At 40.4% G+C, this 17,246-nt stretch carries 14 protein-coding genes and 1 riboswitch; of the genes, 2 read left to right on the forward strand and 12 right to left on the reverse strand.

Going from position 1 to position 17,246, the window contains the following annotated elements:
* Positions 1 to 164: 164 nt before the first annotated feature.
* A complete protein-coding gene (metK, locus tag ACQ4KW_RS18945; protein WP_430883996.1) occupies positions 165 to 1,355 on the reverse strand; it encodes a methionine adenosyltransferase in 1,191 nt (396 codons plus the stop codon).
* A gap of 267 nt (positions 1,356 to 1,622) precedes the next feature.
* Positions 1,623 to 1,719, reverse strand: a riboswitch (SAM riboswitch).
* Positions 1,720 to 2,392: 673 nt separating this feature from the next.
* Positions 2,393 to 3,148, reverse strand: a complete 756-nt coding sequence (locus ACQ4KW_RS18950) for a LytR/AlgR family response regulator transcription factor (RefSeq protein WP_430883997.1) — start codon at positions 3,146 to 3,148, stop codon at positions 2,393 to 2,395.
* 288 nt (positions 3,149 to 3,436) lie between these two features.
* Between ACQ4KW_RS18950 and ACQ4KW_RS18955 the strand changes: the two genes are divergently transcribed.
* Positions 3,437 to 3,922 carry a COG2426 family protein gene (locus ACQ4KW_RS18955; protein WP_430883998.1) on the forward strand — a complete coding sequence of 162 codons (486 nt, stop codon included), beginning with the start codon at positions 3,437 to 3,439 and terminating at the stop codon, positions 3,920 to 3,922.
* Between the two features lie 238 nt (positions 3,923 to 4,160).
* Positions 4,161 to 6,887: a phosphodiester glycosidase family protein gene (locus ACQ4KW_RS18960; protein WP_430883999.1), complete on the forward strand. Its 2,727-nt coding sequence runs from the start codon at positions 4,161 to 4,163 to the stop codon at positions 6,885 to 6,887.
* Between the two features lie 173 nt (positions 6,888 to 7,060).
* On the opposite strand, the gene ACQ4KW_RS18965 is transcribed toward ACQ4KW_RS18960, so the two are convergent.
* From ACQ4KW_RS18965 to ACQ4KW_RS19010, 10 genes are all read right to left on the reverse strand, one after another.
* The gene (locus ACQ4KW_RS18965; protein WP_430884000.1) at positions 7,061 to 7,990 is read right to left on the reverse strand and encodes an AEC family transporter; all 930 of its coding nucleotides are present in this window, start codon (positions 7,988 to 7,990) and stop codon (positions 7,061 to 7,063) included.
* An 8-nt stretch (positions 7,991 to 7,998) separates the two neighbouring features.
* Complete coding sequence (locus ACQ4KW_RS18970; protein WP_430884001.1) at positions 7,999 to 9,165, reverse strand: hypothetical protein; 1,167 nt, start codon at positions 9,163 to 9,165, stop codon at positions 7,999 to 8,001.
* Positions 9,166 to 9,339: 174 nt separating this feature from the next.
* Positions 9,340 to 11,019: a phospho-sugar mutase gene (locus ACQ4KW_RS18975; RefSeq protein WP_430884002.1), complete on the reverse strand. Its 1,680-nt coding sequence runs from the start codon at positions 11,017 to 11,019 to the stop codon at positions 9,340 to 9,342.
* A 558-nt stretch (positions 11,020 to 11,577) separates the two neighbouring features.
* Positions 11,578 to 12,012, reverse strand: a complete 435-nt coding sequence (gene fabZ / locus ACQ4KW_RS18980; protein ID WP_430884003.1) for a 3-hydroxyacyl-ACP dehydratase FabZ — start codon at positions 12,010 to 12,012, stop codon at positions 11,578 to 11,580.
* Between the two features lie 111 nt (positions 12,013 to 12,123).
* The gene (locus tag ACQ4KW_RS18985; RefSeq protein ID WP_430884004.1) at positions 12,124 to 12,510 is read right to left on the reverse strand and encodes an SRPBCC family protein; all 387 of its coding nucleotides are present in this window, start codon (positions 12,508 to 12,510) and stop codon (positions 12,124 to 12,126) included.
* A gap of 471 nt (positions 12,511 to 12,981) precedes the next feature.
* Positions 12,982 to 13,440 carry a rod-binding protein gene (locus tag ACQ4KW_RS18990; RefSeq protein ID WP_430884005.1) on the reverse strand — a complete coding sequence of 153 codons (459 nt, stop codon included), beginning with the start codon at positions 13,438 to 13,440 and terminating at the stop codon, positions 12,982 to 12,984.
* A gap of 12 nt (positions 13,441 to 13,452) precedes the next feature.
* On the reverse strand, positions 13,453 to 14,241 hold the full coding sequence (flgG, locus tag ACQ4KW_RS18995; RefSeq protein ID WP_430884006.1) for a flagellar basal-body rod protein FlgG: 789 nt from the start codon (positions 14,239 to 14,241) through the stop codon (positions 13,453 to 13,455).
* A gap of 15 nt (positions 14,242 to 14,256) precedes the next feature.
* Positions 14,257 to 15,336 (reverse strand): flagellar hook-basal body protein, encoded by a 1,080-nt coding sequence (locus tag ACQ4KW_RS19000; RefSeq protein WP_430884007.1) that lies wholly within the window; start codon positions 15,334 to 15,336, stop codon positions 14,257 to 14,259.
* A 112-nt stretch (positions 15,337 to 15,448) separates the two neighbouring features.
* A complete protein-coding gene (locus tag ACQ4KW_RS19005) occupies positions 15,449 to 15,919 on the reverse strand; it encodes a flavodoxin domain-containing protein (RefSeq protein WP_430884008.1) in 471 nt (156 codons plus the stop codon).
* Positions 15,920 to 16,165: 246 nt separating this feature from the next.
* On the reverse strand, positions 16,166 to 17,197 hold the full coding sequence (locus ACQ4KW_RS19010; RefSeq protein WP_430884009.1) for a rod shape-determining protein: 1,032 nt from the start codon (positions 17,195 to 17,197) through the stop codon (positions 16,166 to 16,168).
* Between the last annotated feature and the right edge of the window lie 49 nt (positions 17,198 to 17,246).

The following is a 17,246-nucleotide window of genomic DNA, read 5'->3' on the forward strand; positions in this document are numbered from 1 at the left end:
GAACACACGGTCTTTTTAACCCAAAATTTGGATTTCGCTTGCATTCTTATTATCTGATTACCCTTATGTTATATTTTAAAAGTGAAATGCATTAAAAAAAGGGGATGTGGTCACATCCCCTTCTAGCTACTCATCTTACATAAATAAGTTTATGCTATTTTATTTTACGATTCGAAAGCTTCTTTTTTTAGAATTTCCGCTTTGTCTGTTCTTTCCCAAGGCAGGTCAATGTCCGTTCTGCCAAAGTGCCCATAAGCCGCTGTTTGACGGAAAATTGGCTTTCTAAGATCTAAATCTCTGATGATTGCTGCTGGACGAAGGTCAAAGTGCTTCATAACAAGCTCTTCAATTCTTTCTTCTGCCACCTTAGCCGTTCCAAATGTTTCTACAAGTACAGAAACTGGATGTGCCACACCGATCGCATAAGCAAGCTCTATTTCGCACTTGTCAGCTAGACCTGCCGCAACAATGTTCTTAGCCACATAACGCGCAGCATAAGCAGCCGATCTATCAACTTTTGTTGGATCTTTACCAGAGAACGCACCGCCGCCATGACGAGAGTATCCACCGTAAGTATCAACGATGATTTTACGTCCTGTTAGGCCTGCATCACCCTGTGGTCCACCGATAACAAAACGACCCGTCGGGTTAATCAGGTACTTCGTTGCGTCATTTAATAGCTCTGCTGGAACAATTGGTTTAACAACGTGTTCAATAAGATCTGCTTCGATTTGCTCACGTGTTACGTCTGGACCATGCTGTGTCGATATAACAATTGTATCCACACCCACTGGTTTGTCGTCAACATACTCAACTGTCACTTGTGTTTTACCATCAGGACGAAGGTAATCTAATACACCTTCCTTACGAACATCTGAAAGTTTCTTTGCCAACTTGTGCGCAAGAGAGATTGGAAGTGGCATGAGTTCTGGAGTTTCGTTACAAGCGAAGCCAAACATAAGACCCTGGTCACCAGCGCCGATAGCCTCGATTTCATCATTCATGGAACCTTCTTTGTGCTCAAGAGCTTCATCAACGCCCATAGCGATATCAGATGATTGCTCGTCAATAGCTGTTAGAACTGCACAAGTTTCTCCATCAAATCCGTATTTTGCACGTGTGTAGCCAATTTCACCAACAGTCCTACGCACAACTTTTGGAATATCTACATAACAATTTGTAGAAATCTCACCGCAAACGAGAACCATACCTGTTTTTACAGTTGTCTCACAAGCAACTCGAGCGTTTGGATCTTTCTCAAAAATGGCATCCAGAATGGCATCTGAGATCTGGTCACACATTTTATCTGGATGTCCTTCCGTAACGGACTCAGACGTAAATAGTCTTCTTTTCATTAGAGACTTCCTCCTCTACAATTAAATCATCTAAGGTACACACATATTTCCTTACAATCTGGAAAATAATTTGATTCTGTCACATTTCAACTTCGTCATATGTTTTTATGGATCAATTTTTCAAGGCAAGGCGCAAATTTTTCAGCTCGTAGGAGCTTGCTCTAATGCACATGACAAAAGGCGAAAAACATGCAACGGTGCACTTTGAAAATCTTCCCATAAAAAAAGCCTCGTCGTTGACGAGGTTGTTTGCAAATTATAATTTGCACCTCATCTTCCAGATCACTCTGTGGGATTTAGCACCGTGTTACTACCGGTTGCCGGACGTCATCGGGCCCATTCCCTCAGTCACTCATAATAAGGTGTAAAACCTATGAACTTTTTACTAAGCGATTGTAACACAACAATTTTGTTTAGTCAAACATTTTTCGATATTTAAAATATTGAACAAACACTTAAGATAAAACGTTGAAAACACTTACTTTCACCTTATCAATCTTCTGATTTCCCACTTTGTTTCATAAAAAAACGTAAAATTTCGCGGCAAATCAACTTTGCATTTAGCATCTACAACTCTATATGATTCATACACAAGTTTCTTCAATTCTACTCATTCTTTTTTTATCCACGTCACCACTCATAAATCAAGCTTTTAATAGACTTTCTTTTTGAGCGACCTTCAAAAAACACAAAAGCGACCGGGGGAGGTCGCCATGTGTTTGAGGTATAACTACAACATGTAGTTAGATTAATGATGTTAAATAGGTCACAATCATTGAAATAGGGGGAGAACCTCCTTCTTTGGGGGATGAGGTTCCTAATGATGTGCGCCTGACTTTATCAGGCGACTGCATTGTATCATAGGTTTTTTTCCCTGTTAAGACATCCCCTGCGAAAAGCACATTTCTTTGACTGAACAACATTCTTTTGAGGATAAAATGCCATCTAGGGCACATAAGTGGTTTCATAATTCATTCTGTATAATTATGTATAGGACTTTTTAGTAGGACTTTTTATTATGACTTCTTATATGACTTCTATAAATGAAATGTTTCTTTAAAGGACTTTATCTGATTTCGTGCCACAGGCACTTTTTCATCGAAAAACTTCATCTTAACCATATATGTATTATTGAACCAAGGCTCAATGGCTTCAACAAAATCAACATTCATTAAGTAGGCCCTGTGCGATCTAAAAAATCTATCATTATGGAGTTTTTCCTCTAAATGACTTAGGGAATGGGCATAGGTGAATATACCCTTAACCGTATAAATGGTTGTGTGCTTATCCACTATGGTTGCGTAAATAATGTCGCAAGTTTCAACGGGTATAAACTTGCCTCCATTTTCAAGACAAATCTTATCCACTTCATACACATGGTCTGCATCCATTTTTTCTATCACAGCTTTAATAGACTGCTTGTTATGAACAATATTTCTTTCCCTAGCCTTTTCTATGGCGCCTCTTAATCTCTCGCCACTTATTGGTTTAAGCAGGTAGTCCACGGCGTTCAGCTCAAAGGCCCGAATTGCAAATTCATCATAAGCTGTTGTGAAAACAATCATAGGAGGATTGTCACCACTCATCCATTTCTCCGCCACCCGCACCCCAGTAATAACAGGCATATTTATATCTAAAAAAACCAAGTCTACAGGGTCTTCCTTTTGATACTGACAAGCATCAGGCCCACTGCTTGCTTCTCTAACAACTTCTATATCCTCAAAATCTTCAAGCAAAAACCGAAGCTCATCACGAGCTGGTTTTTCATCATCCACGATCATGCATTTTATCATATTATCCCCCATTTTTTGTCACTATTTTTATCCCTCTCATTCTATCAGCATACTCTTAGACTTTCTACTCTTCAAATGACTTTTATATATTTTTTCAGATTTGAACCCTCTTTACCTCTATAAGCTTAATCATTATATTGTTCATATTCGACTTTCAAACGCCCTCTTCAGGTCACCGTTTTGTCAAAGTCATTATAATTCAGTAACAAGGCTTCTAGATTGATTGTAAAGACACTTGGCGTTTGTTATAATCAAACGAGCCAAAAATTAGTAAAAGCAGGTGAAATCATGGATTTAATGCAACTGTTACTTAAAGAGTTTAAACTGCTGCTGCTTGCAGCAATGCCCATCATAGAACTTAGAGGGGCCATTCCTGCAGGTATGGTTATGGGACTTGACCCTCTAACATCGGCCACAATCTCCTTTATTGGAAGTATGCTTCCGGTGCCATTTATTTTATTTGGCATGAAGCCCGTTCTAGAATTTATGAGGCGGTTTAAGTGGGCGGAAAAGTTTCTTGATTGGATTGTCAACCGCACGGTAAAAAGAGCTAAAAACTTTGACAAGTACTCCTTCTACGGCCTTATGCTATTTGTGGCAGTGCCCCTTCCAACAACAGGGGTTTGGACCGGCAGTATGGCCGCCTCCATATTCGGCATGAAGGTTAAACGAAGTTTTTTCGCCATTTTACTTGGCAACCTTATTGCTGCATTTGTCATCACTGCAGGAAGCACCTTTGCCGCATCAATTTTTGAGAAAATTCCCCTTCTTTAAATGAATAAGAAGCTGGGAATGAAAACGTCAAATATAAATCTTGGATAAAAGCCTTATTTGCAAGACAAAGCACGCCAAGATTTTAACTTAAGAGTCTAGGGGGCCAACAGAAGTTGGCCCCCTAGACTCTTATTTTATAAAGGCAAAGTGTTATTTGATTGTAATTCAATTGTAACTGCTTACACTCTATTTCGTAATACTAAAGGGTTATAATGGTCTTGAAAGGTGGGAACATATTATGAAATACTACACTAAAATTATTGCGGCACTGATGGCAATTGCACTGGCAGTTTCCTCTCCCGCTTCTTTTGCATACAACAAGCTCTACCATACATATTCCAGTACATCAGCCCTTGCCCCTGGTGTCACGCTAACCCAGGAGCAAAGAATGACTGATAGCGGATGGTTTAATGTCAATCTGGTCACAATTGATTTAACAAACCCTTCTGTGAAATCAACAGTCCTCTTACCTGAGTATATCTCTCAAAAGGCGACACTTATGGACTTGGCAAAATCAGAAGATGACGTTGTGGCTGCCATCAATGGCGATTTCTTTGATACTCAGGGGCAATCAACACTTGGTATGGTTGTAAAGGATGGTGAGTACATCACTTCATCCATTCACGATGATCGGTTTTACACCTATTTACAACTTGATGATGGCCGATCATATATTGCCAAAGTACTAGGGGAATCCACTAAGCTTACAAAAGATGGATTCAGCCTGGATATCACCTATAAAAACAAACCCTATTTACAGTATGACAGGGCCATAGTCTTTGATCGCAACTGGGGAAATGCCAGTATTGGCAACACCAACTCAGAATCTGTCATTGAAATGGTCGTTGTCGATGACACCATCGTTTCTATAGCCCTCGACCCATCCCCTCAGAAAATCCCTGAAGATGGATATATCGTCTCAGCTGTGGGCACACTCATTCCTCAGATTCACAGCAATTTTAAAGTTGGTGACAAAGTGGAACTCAAAGAAGGTGGCTTCATCAGCCATCTTGACCAGGCCATTGGCGGTGGGGCTAAAATTTTGACTGAAGGTGTACCGGAAACGGACTTTTCCCTAAATATATCCGGTCGTCACCCTCGATCTGCACTGGGTTTTTCCCAGGACAACACCAAACTGTTTCTTGCGACAATTGATGGACGCCATGGCGATTTTACTGGCATGACTCAAACCGAGCTGGCTTACCTAATGGCTGAGGCAGGGGCCTACAACGCTATCAACTTAGATGGAGGCGGATCCTCAGAAATGGTAACCAAGTCTCTTGGTGAGACAAACTTAGAGATTATAAACCATCCATCAGATGGCACAGAAAGACGTATTCACAACGGCATTGGTATTAAAAACATTGGTGAAAAAGGCCCACTTGACCAAATCTTAATCCAGGCCTCACAGGAGCGGTACTTTACAGGGTCAAGCATTGACCTCTCCCTAAAAGGCATTGATAAGAACTACCATCCCGTTGAGCTTTCTAGTGATGCCCTTGAAATAGAGGCCTTTGGTATTGACCATAAGATAGTAGACGGCGAAGTGATCCCACTTGAGGCGGGCACACTCACCATACATGTTCAACAAGGGAAAGCCTCAGGACAAATCACAACAGAGGTCATTGGTAAGCCGGTTCGAATATCTGTTTATCCTCAGACCGCACGTTTGATGCCTGGGGAATCCTTAAATGTATCACTAACAGGTTATGATAAAAACGGATTTTCAGCGCCTTTGAAAGTAAAGGATGTTGATATACTCCAGTCAGGTGTTCATGGTGCTTTAGTGGATTCAAGGTACACCGTAACTGAACCCGGAAGTGGTTACGTGCGATTCAGTCTTGGCGATGCCAGTGCATTCATGTCTCTCGGGGTTGGAGAAAGTGCTGAGCCCCTTTATGATTTTGAAAAAGAACTGGGTACTTTTGTCGCCTACCCTGAAAACGTGACTGGTTCCTATGCCCTTACAAACTTTGCCCGCAGTGGTAAATTGGGTGGTACACTACAGTACGACTTTAAGAAAGACACAGCCACACGGGCGGCCTATGTCAAATTCGGTGATGACGGTCTAAGTCTACCAGAAAATACAAAGAAAATAGGTCTTTGGGTATTTGGTGACTATGCTAACAACCACTGGCTAAGAGGCAAGGTCACGGACACAACAGGAAAGGTTCATACCATCGATTTTACTAAAAATGTGGACTGGACAGGCTGGAAAAAGGTCGAAGCATCTCTTCCTGTCGGATATGAGTTCAAGACTTTAAATCGACTCTATTTGGTCGAGACTGATCCAGCCATACGAGATGCAGGGGTCATTGTCTTTGATGATCTAGAAGCCGTTGTGACTGCCGCTCCACCTGAAAATCTCAATGCAACCAGTGATTCACCCTATCAATTTAAAACACTTGATCCCGATACAGCAGATCTCGTTATTGAAATGAAAGAGGACAAAGATCAAACAGAATCAGAAGTGGATAGTGATGAGAGTGACACAGAGAAAAGTGGCGATGCAAAAACATCACAGACACCGTCTCCTGCCGTAACCTCCACCACTCAACTTTCTGGGAACAGAGTGATAAAAACCTTAAATGAAACAACAGAAATTTTATCTGTTAACAATGACGGTCGTTTTATCAATCGCACCAGTCAGGTGGAAGGCTGGAACAGCATCCTAAACTTTGCACCTAGTGAGACAACCAAGGATGTGGTTGTCATGATGAGTGCCTCATATAGTTTCAAGAATAATTTTGATAAAAAACTCTTTGAGGATAAACTCAATCAACTTCGTACCGACTTAGGCAAACGGGTTATCATTGTATCACCAGGAAGTAATGACACCCTTGATGTGATTGATGGTCTCTGGTATGTGACCTATAAAAAGAACGATGATACGGAACTGCTTTTCGATTTTGATGGCGATATTCCTCAGGTTGAAAAGGTGACATTTTTGAGTTTTGATGAATAAGAAACGTAAATAGTTATCACTTAAAAAGGAGATATCCAGTGGGATATCTCCTTTTTTATAGTTCTAATATTCTAGTGTTTCAATTGATACAAAATTGACTAAAAGTGATTTTTAAACTATTGCATAAAAAAAGCCATGCAATGTGATTGCATGACTTAACGCCCTCTTAATTTCTACTGTACAAGACCAATCATAATAGGAATACTCACAATAGACAGCAGTGTTGTTATGAAAATAAGCTTGGAAGCCAGTTTAAAATCCGACTTATATTTTGATGCTATTATGGCTGAGTTTGCAGCAGCCGGCATGGCAGCCACAACCACAGGAATCACAAGCGTTATACCACTCACCCCGAAAGCCTTCAGTCCGAAAAAGACAAGCAGGGGTATGACAACCAGTCTATGAAGTGTCAGCACATAGTCTTTCCAGTCACTAAGTAGTTCTTTCGGATGAACTTCAGCCAGAATAAAACCTATAAACATCATAGAGAGTGGTGTTGTTGCACTCCCTATCATTTTCACGGTTTTGAACAGTGGGCCTGGCAGTTTAATGCCTATCAAAAATAAGGTGAAACCAATAAAAACAGCAATCATGGCTGGATTAATGGATGACTTGATGATGGAAAGAACCGATCGCTTTACAGCATCTTCCCGATGAGACCGCTGCATGATGAAGACCCCATAAGACCAAACGAGGACAGAAAAGGACAGATTATATATAGCCGCATAAAAGACAGCTTCTTCACCAAAGGCCGCATGCAGGACTGGATAGCCCATAAAACCACAGTTTGAAAACACTGCTATGTATTCATAAACATCTCGAGCCGCCCCTTTAATTTTTAGAGCCCTATTCAAAAGCTTGGCCAGTACAATAGACACGCCGTAGATGGTAAAGGATAAAAATACAAGCATGCCACTATTTATAAGGACTTCCACAGAAAAGTCAAAGGCCATAGATGACAATATAAAAGCTGGCAAGCAAACATTGATAACGAGACTGCTCACTTCTTTATTAATATGTTCTGTTACAATGCCTCTCTTTTTAATAATAATCCCCGCCACGATCAGCAAAAATAGGACGAGAACCTGTTCCATACCTACCATTTTTTCACCTACTCTTCTCCATTAAGAAAATCAAAGAAATCCCCATAGCCGCTGTTTACGAAATCATACAAAAGAGGCACATCAATGACAAACTGTCCGGCTGGCCGAATCAGTTTATCCCCGCTCCAGTTTAGGAGTTCTGATTCAATTTGCTCAAGACTTTCTTCACTGAAGCTGCTGATCAGCATTTGATTTTCGTCAGTTATGTAATAAAGTCCAAGAATGTCCCCACTTAAGTAGAAAATTGAATGCTCCACATGGTCATTGTTGTCTTTAAATCTAGAATAAAGGACACCAGCCTCGTGCTCATTGGCCATAAGCTCTGGATACTTGTCCTCTAAATCAAATCCAAAATTCTCATCAAGGAGCGTATAAACAGATATGAACTCTTTCTTCTTGAGCATCATAGCTGCTTCTATAGATGAAACTTTCATCCCCTGAACTATTTCAGCGGACTTGACCTTGAAAGATGTGCTTGATTCATTCAGAGCAATTTCAGAAATATACATATAATATCCTGTTTGTCCGTCAATCAATGATGTGACCTCGTAAAGGCCTTCTGAAATGGTCTTTATGGACTCACGAATCAAGGTGCTCGGCGACACTGTTAAACTTCGAAATTCTGCATTGCTTTCTGTCTTATTCCATAAAGCCCGACGTCCAGACCAATCATGTCCCACCGTACGCATCATAAAGTAATGGATGGTTCCATAAGCTTTTGTTTCAGGGGACAAGGCTCTGCAGATCACATCATACTCATCAGCATTATAGATGGCTGTCTTATTGACATTCGGGAAAGCCTCTTCGATTTCTGGGTACTCTCCCAGACATTCTGGCGCAACTGCAACAGCAGACTGAAGCATAATTCGAACATCTTTCGCTTCTAGGGAAACAAAGTCTCCACCAAGTCCACCCATCATACTCATGATTTGCTCATTTAAAAACGCTTCATCAGGATTAATATAGTACTCATACCCATCGATTCCATATGACTCGTAATCCAGATGATAAAGCTCATGAAAATACTCTTCCTCGGATTTTTGCCAAACAACATGAACACCCACCACGCCCATAAGCCTTGTATTTGTCGCCCTAGCACGTAAAAAATGGTATCCGCTATGCAGTTTTCGTCCATAACCACCTTCAATGACAGTCAGGTTGAGTCTATTTTTCATGTTTATCCAGCTTTCTCTATTGAGCGATTTTCATATCGCCTACTATTTATTATATGGGTAAAACCCATTTATCTGTCTCAAGGTATTATAACATTCATAGTGGTCAGGTAAAAGGCTGATAAGCATTTGCCTATCAGCCTGTCACCACATCATATATTTTTTAGATCATTTAACTTAAATATTTTCAACGAGTTTAGCAACCTCTGATTTAAGAGATTCAATTTTAGCTTTTACAGCTTCCTTTGAATCCGATTTGGCAGAGAAATAGAACTTAATTTTAGGCTCTGTTCCCGATGGTCTAATAGCAAACCAAGATCCATCTTCCAAGAAGTACTTGAGCACGTTGGACTTAGGAAGACCTGTGCCTTCCGCTTGGCAATCTAAAACACGCTTGACACTTGTTCCATCAAAGCTTGAAGGGGCATCATTTCGCATGTGATTCATAATTTTTGCGATCTGCTCCATTCCCTCCTTGCCTTTCATTGTCACGGCAACAAGGTCTTCAAGGTAATAGCCCACCTCTTCAAAAATTTCGTTCAGACGCTCATACAGGCTCTTCCCTTGTGACTTATAATAGGCTGCCATTTCAGCCACCATCATTGTGGATACAACGGCATCTTTGTCTCGCACATCTGTACCGATCAGATAGCCATAACTCTCTTCATAACCCATGATAAATGTATGACTGCCCGTCTTCTCAAACTCTCGAATTTTTTCACCGATGAATTTAAAGCCTGTTAAAGTGCTCATAGACCCGACTCCATACTTATTTGCAATCACTTCGCCAATTGTTGATGTGACAATTGTATTTATGATTACAGGATTCTTTGGCATCTCCTTCATGGATGACAAGACATAGTCTACAAGAAGGGCACCCGTCTGGTTGCCATTTAAGAGTTCGTATTTTCCTTCATGCTTTACCATAACACCGACACGATCACAATCAGGATCCGTTGCAACAATAATGTCCGCATCCGATCTTTTAGCGTATTCAACACCCATATCAAAGGCATCTGGCTCTTCTGGATTTGGCAGTCGTAGTGTTGAAAACTCACTATCAGGCACCATCTGTTCCTTAACTGGAATGAAACCTGTGTATCCCGTTTCCCTAAGAACACGTTCAACCGCTCTTGCACCTGTTCCATGTAGAGGACTGTATACAATTTTTAAGTCAGATTTAATGCTTTGGTCAAGGTCGCGCTTTATATGTGTCTTGATCATCTCAACATATGCCGTGTCTTGGTCATCTCCTAGAACGACAAGCAAATCTTTTTCTCTTGCCTCTTGCTCTGACATGTGTTTGATTGTGGAATAGTCTTGAATAGAGCTCACTTCATCCACAACTTTATCCGCTTTTTCAGGCACAAGTTGACAACCATCTTCCCCGTATATTTTATAGCCGTTATACTCTGGCGGATTGTGACTTGCAGTGACCACGACACCACCTGATGCCCCTAAATGTCTAACAGCATAAGATAGTTCAGGCGTTGTTCGAAGGCTGTCAAAAATATAAGCCTTGATACCATTGGCCGCCATAACCAGTGCCGTCTCAAGGGAAAATTCCGGTGACATCCTACGGGAATCGTGGGCTATAACGACAGATAGGTCTCCAGTGTTCTCACCCATCAGGTAATTTGCAAATCCTTGTGAAGCTTTTCTAATAACATATTTGTTCATTCTATTTCGGCCTGCGCCAATAACACCACGCATACCGCCTGTTCCAAATTCAAGATCCTTGAAGAATCTATCCTCGATTTCTTTTTCATCTTGACTGATCGACTTGAGTTCTTTTTTAAATGCATCATCGAAATACGAATTGTTCAGCCATGCTTCATAATATTCTCTGTAACTCATTTTCAAACCCCTTTTCACTTTAGGCAACTGCAAGATGACAGTTCAAGACCACACCCAGACCATGAATAGTCACAAATAAACTATTACACATGTGTGATATGTCTTGTCGACCGAAGACTTGCAATCCGCTTGCTGATCTTTGTGCTTTACCGATAATTTTTACCCTTAAAAGTCCAGTCCATGCACTTGATGGACTTTTTTGAGGATAAATCATGAGCCCGGAATTTATGTTTCCCCATATTGTCCTTGATTATATTTTAATTTCAGATCCAGTAACAGGATGATCTCAAGTATGATCCATGCAATTGGATGTCTGAAATGAATATGACCTCTTAATAAAAATAATCTAAAAACAAGAGATGTTCTCGAGTATTGTCTTGTGTAAGTGCTTGTATCGCCCACTTGTTAGTATACCACAAGTTGGAATTCCTGATGGTCAAAAACACAAAAATGAGGATGTTTATAGCAACATCCCCAAATTTCGACACTTAATTTTTAACATCCAAACACAATCAAACCATGTTCAACCCTGTCTGAAAAATATCAGTCCGCTTGACTTTACTCTGGTTGATCAACAATTCCAAACATTATGGTGCCTTTGCAAGCCACCTTATCATCCACATAGGCAACAGCTGATCCTTTTCCAATACCTCTGCGCATAGACTCAATTTTCACTTCCATACGAAGGGTGTCACCAGGTGTCACCTGTTTTTTAAATCTTACATTATCAATTCCTGCAAAGACGGCCAATTTACCCTTGTTCTCCTCAAGGCTCATGAGCGCAACTGCACCAACCTGTGCCAAAGCTTCAACTATTAGTACACCAGGCATGAGTGGATTGCCCGGGAAATGCCCCTGGAAATAAGGTTCATTCATTGTGACATTCTTTATACCCACTGCACTTTCTCCAGGTACGAATTCTAATATACGATCCACTAAAAGAAATGGATATCTGTGCGGGATTATCTTTTGAATTTCTATCGTGTTTAACATAATACGCCTCCATTGATACCAGTTTTTATTACCTGGTGCTATTTGTTTCATTATACACGATAAGCATTCATTTCTCCAGAAGAATTCACATCTTCATTTTCATAAGACAACCTACTTATAGTCCATCTCAGGTAGTTTTGGTCTTGTGACCCAGTTATAAGGTCCAGATTCCAGGGCATATTTGAGCCGTGGAAGAACAATGTTCCCCCAAGCATTTTCAAAATAAGCTCTAGATTTTTGCCATTCTTTTGAATAGCCATACCCAACATTTCGAAATATGATCAAGGTCCCCTCTTTGGTCGGTTCCAAGTGAATAAGCACAGTTGTCATTTGATCTCTCAAAGACTGGATAACAGGTGGAGAATTCCATGTGAAAGATAGAAACCTGTTCTCTTCCATAGCTAGAATATGCATGCCTTCAGACCCTCTTTGTCCTTCTGGCGCTTCCATATCAAACAAGATGACAAAGTTTCCACCAGGATAAAACTGTGCCTCCACATGGGGGGGAAAAGAAACTCTTTAGCCCAGCTTCTGTCGTCAATATCTTCCATACCTTTTCAACAGGCACCGTCACTTCAAATTCAAAGTATAATTCATGTGCACATTCTTGATCCAAATGCATTCTCATCTTCAACACCTCTATATCTAGTAAACCACCTTAAACAAGCATGTATGACACTGAGTCAGACCATCATCAGTTACTTGAGGTTCATCAACATATGCCCCCAGCTTTTTCATGGTCCTTTTTCACTATTATAAAAACACTTAAATCCTGTAAAAATCGCATCTGTAAATAAGCTTCAAACTTAAAAACCATGAATTATTAAAATTCATGGTTTTGGTCTATTCTATATATACCCGTATTATTTAAAATTTTGCATTTATATTTCATACAGGCTCAGAAAACTTATTTTTATCTTAAAACGACGTAGGATTGTACCTTTATACTATGAAAGAGTCATTCAATACCTAACCTTTTATGTCGAGTTTTGCAGGCCTGTCTTCTGAATCATTCTTTTGATCTTTATCTTGATCAGATTGACTCACTTGCTCTGAAGCTATAGCCTCATCTCCGATTCCATAGCGCTTTGACATTTGCTTAAAGATCATATCACTGATGCCAATGCCCTGTCCTGATGAAATTTCATCCGCTAACTTTTCATCATGCATGCTTTCAAAATTCTTTCGGGCGTGAGATTTTTCGATAAGGTTCTCTCCCCAGTCAGATGACTTTCGCACGGTCTTGAAAATCTCGTTGATAAAAAATGCTTCAAACTGCTCTGAGGCCTTGCGAAGTTTATCAGCATCACCACTGTCTTTTGCTTTTTCAAAGGTGTCAGAAAATGACTTTAACTTTTCTTCCTCCTTCTTCGAGGACACCTGATCTGATAGGCTTCCTGTCAAAAGAGCTGAATTGTCAATTCTCATACACGGTCACCTCTATCGTTTCAATCGACTTGCAAGTTCAAGCATGGAATCAGCTGTTTGGATGGTCTTTGAGTTAACTTCATAGGCTCTTTGAGCTGTGATCAAATTGATCATCTCTTCAACGACATCAACATTGGATGTTTCAATAAATCCTTGAAGGACTTCTGCATCACCATCTTCAAGTTCGGATGCTTCCCCTGAAGCCGCTGTAGACTGGTATAAGTTATTCCCTAGAGCTTCTAGTCCTGGAGGGTTTGCAAATTTAACAACCTGAAGCTTGTCAATAACCTCTTCCACTTCTTCATCATTTCTAAGAACAGAAATATTACCGTTCTTATCAATGGAAACCGACCTGACATTTTCACCTAAATCAATGTCTCCACCTTCACCTTGGATAAAGTAACCATCCGTTGTGGTAAGAAAGGCTGAACCATTTGTGATGCTGATTTTAAATCCACCATCACGGGTATAGCGTTCTTCTCCGTTTTGATTGTTTAAGACAAAGAATCCGTCGCCATTGATGGCAACATCAAGTTCTCCATCTGTTTGTTCAAAGTTTCCGTTTGTGAATGTTCTTGAAGTGGCTGATGGCAAAACACCATGTCCAATTTCAAGGGCAACAGGTCTGCCTTCACCATCTAGAAAACTGTCCGATGACAATTTCTCATAAAGCATATCTTGAAATTCCAGACGTTGCTTTTTATAGCCAACTGTGTTGACATTTGCTAAGTTATTCGAGATTGTATCAATTTTAAGTTGTAGACCTTTCATGCCTGAAGCGGCTGACCACATAGCTTTCATGGTTAATCCTCCCTACTACCTCACTTGACCAATCGTATTAACGGCCTTATCAAGTATCGTATCATGTGTTGTAATCACGCGCTGACTGGCTTCATAATTTCTCTGAAGTGTCATCATATTAATCATTTCTGTAATGGAATCCGCGTTGGACTGTTCCACAAAATGCTGTCGAACAGAACCTTCAAAATCCTTCATTTCTCCAACCGGCTCCTCTTTCATGCGGTAATAGCCTCCACCCATTTTTACAAGATCGCCTTTGTTGGTCACATCAACCAGTTGAAATTTATCTATAATTTCATTGCCGTATATTATTTCTCCAAACTCATTTGTGGCAATGTCTGTGTCCTCAATAATTATATCTCCGTTGAAGCCTTGAACAGGATACCCTTCTGTTGTTAAAAGCCTACGTGAAGCATCTGTTTTAAAATGTCCATCACGGGTTAACACTTCACCAAATGGTGTGTTTATAACAAAAAAACCGTCGCCTTCAAGGGCAAAATCAAGTGGTTTTTCAGTTCGTCTAAGCTGTCCCTGGGTAAAATCCGTAAATATACGTTCCAGTTTAACACCTGCTGAAAGGGTCCCGATAACCCGTCTGTCTGTTCCTGACACCAAGCGATCTATGGTTTCTCCACCAACTGTAACTTCACCGGTCTCGGTAATATTAAAGTTGCCTTCTGCGCCCACTTGAATAAAGTTACCACTTGCGCCTAGGAGTCTATCTCCCAAGTTCCAGTTTTTACTCCTGTCACTATTTAAATAATACGTTGATAAATACCCTTCTTCATCAACACTAAATCGAACCTCTTTATTATGACTCACCCCAGTATCTGTGCTCACTCTGAAGTAGCCAATGTCGGTGGAACCTTCGTATCCATCACGACCTTCTTCCACATTAACACCCTGCGGTAAACCTTCTATGGAATATTTGGAACCGTTGAACTTCCCCATTAACACGGCATTAAATGATTCTGTTGTCACATCATCTCTTTTGAAACCTGCAGTCTCAATATTTGCTATGTTATTACTAATGGCATCCATTTTCTTACTGTTTGTTATCATTGATGTGCCTGAAATATATAATCCGCGGATCATGAGAAAGCCTCCCGTTTTCAATAATCGTTATCTCACATAGATTATCGGACGGAAGGCCTTATGTCTTTAGTGTTTTTCATTGATTTATCAATATTTTTTACGATTTGTCAGGCTATTTGAATGCATTTGCAAATTTCTCGATTTCTAAATGATGAATCTTCTCTTGTGACTCACTTTTCTTGACAACAATCCGGGTGATGACCTTATCAAGAAAGTGCATTTTGTCAAAATCGAATCCATAGCCGAAATAGCCTTTGACTTTGGCGTGTTTTACAAGGTCTTCTGGAAAGTTCTCATGGATAACACCTTTGGCCTCTTCCTGACGGATGCCTGTAACAAAGAAGCCCAGCTTCTTATTCATAAGCAGTCGCTGGTAGCTCTCACAAAAATCTAGAACTGTCACACTTGGTTTTCCAACATAGATAGAAGAACCAATAATAACATTATCAAACTTTGTAAGATCAATAGAAAAATCTTTTGTGCAGTTTTTCAAAACAACATCGTTGTCCATATGCTCACCCAGGCGTTTTGCCACTTTTTCGGTGAATCCATATTTGCTTGAATACAGGATTAAAGTTCTCATATTCAGTCTCCTAACATCACTTCCACTCACTTTGTGTCCTAACATATATTTTACATTTCAAATTTAAAATCAATCTTTGCTGAAATCACTTACCCTATTTATATTAAACCCTAAAATTCTTTCAATCCCCTTAGGCAATGATTAAAAATTCATAAGAAAATTGTCGAATTCTTGAAATTCCTATAATTTTTCAATAAAAATACCCCCACACAAGTGTGAAGGGGTACTATTCATTCGTTTAATGGCTTAGTAAGCCCGTGCATTTTTACGGTTTGTAATCATGGACTTCTCGAGAACATCAAGATGTTCTAGGGACATGCCCGTGCCTTTAGCCACACAGGAAATGGCTTCCTCTGCAATATATGTTGGAATGCCTGTACGCTTTTCAAGCAGCTTGTTTAGGCCATGTAAAAGGGCCCCGCCACCTGTCATGACAATACCTCGTGAGCTAATGTCTGATGCAAGCTCAGGCGGTGTTTTTTCAAGAACAGCATGAACAGCATCGCTGATTGCATTCACTGGTTCATGAAGGGCTTCAAGCATTTCATCACTCGTTACGGTGATGTTTTTTGGCAGACCTGTGATAAGGTCACGACCACGACAATCCATTTTGATGGCCTTTGGTCTTGGGGCTGCCGTCCCAATGTTGATTTTAAGCTCTTCAGCTGTACGCTCACCAATAAGAAGGTTATGGGCCTTTCTCATATATTTAATAATGGCTTCATCAAACTTATCACCAGCCACTTTAATAGACTTGCTTACAACAATACCACCTAGTGAAATAACAGCAATATCCGCTGTACCGCCACCAATATCTATGACCATATTGCCATCAGGCTTAGTGATATCAAGACCTGCGCCAATTGCAGCAGCGATCGGTTCTTCAATTAAGAACGTCCGTCCACCACCCGCTTCCATAGTGGCATCAATAACTGCACGTTTCTCAACTTCTGTTACACCACTTGGAACACATACGATGATCTTAGGCTTAAAGAATCTTCTTCTTCCACATGTTTTATTGATAAAGTGTCTAAGCATTCTCTCAGTCACTTCATAATCTGAAATAACCCCGTCCTTGAGTGGACGAATTGCAACAATGTTTCCAGGTGTACGACCAAGCATTTTTCTTGCTTCAGCCCCAACAGCCAGAACCTTGTCTGTGTTTCTATCGATTGCAACAACCGATGGTTCTTGAAGGACAATTCCCTTACCCTTGATGTATACAAGAACGCTGGCTGTCCCCAAATCTATTCCTATTTCCGCACCAAATCCGAACATCCCGATCCACCTTCCACGTCAAAATTCTAATCCCAATGCATTTGCAGTA

The sequence above is a fragment of the Tianxiuia mixotrophica genome (genome assembly GCF_050596425.1).
In the GTDB taxonomy this organism is placed as follows: Bacteria; Bacillota; Clostridia; order Peptostreptococcales; family Acidaminobacteraceae.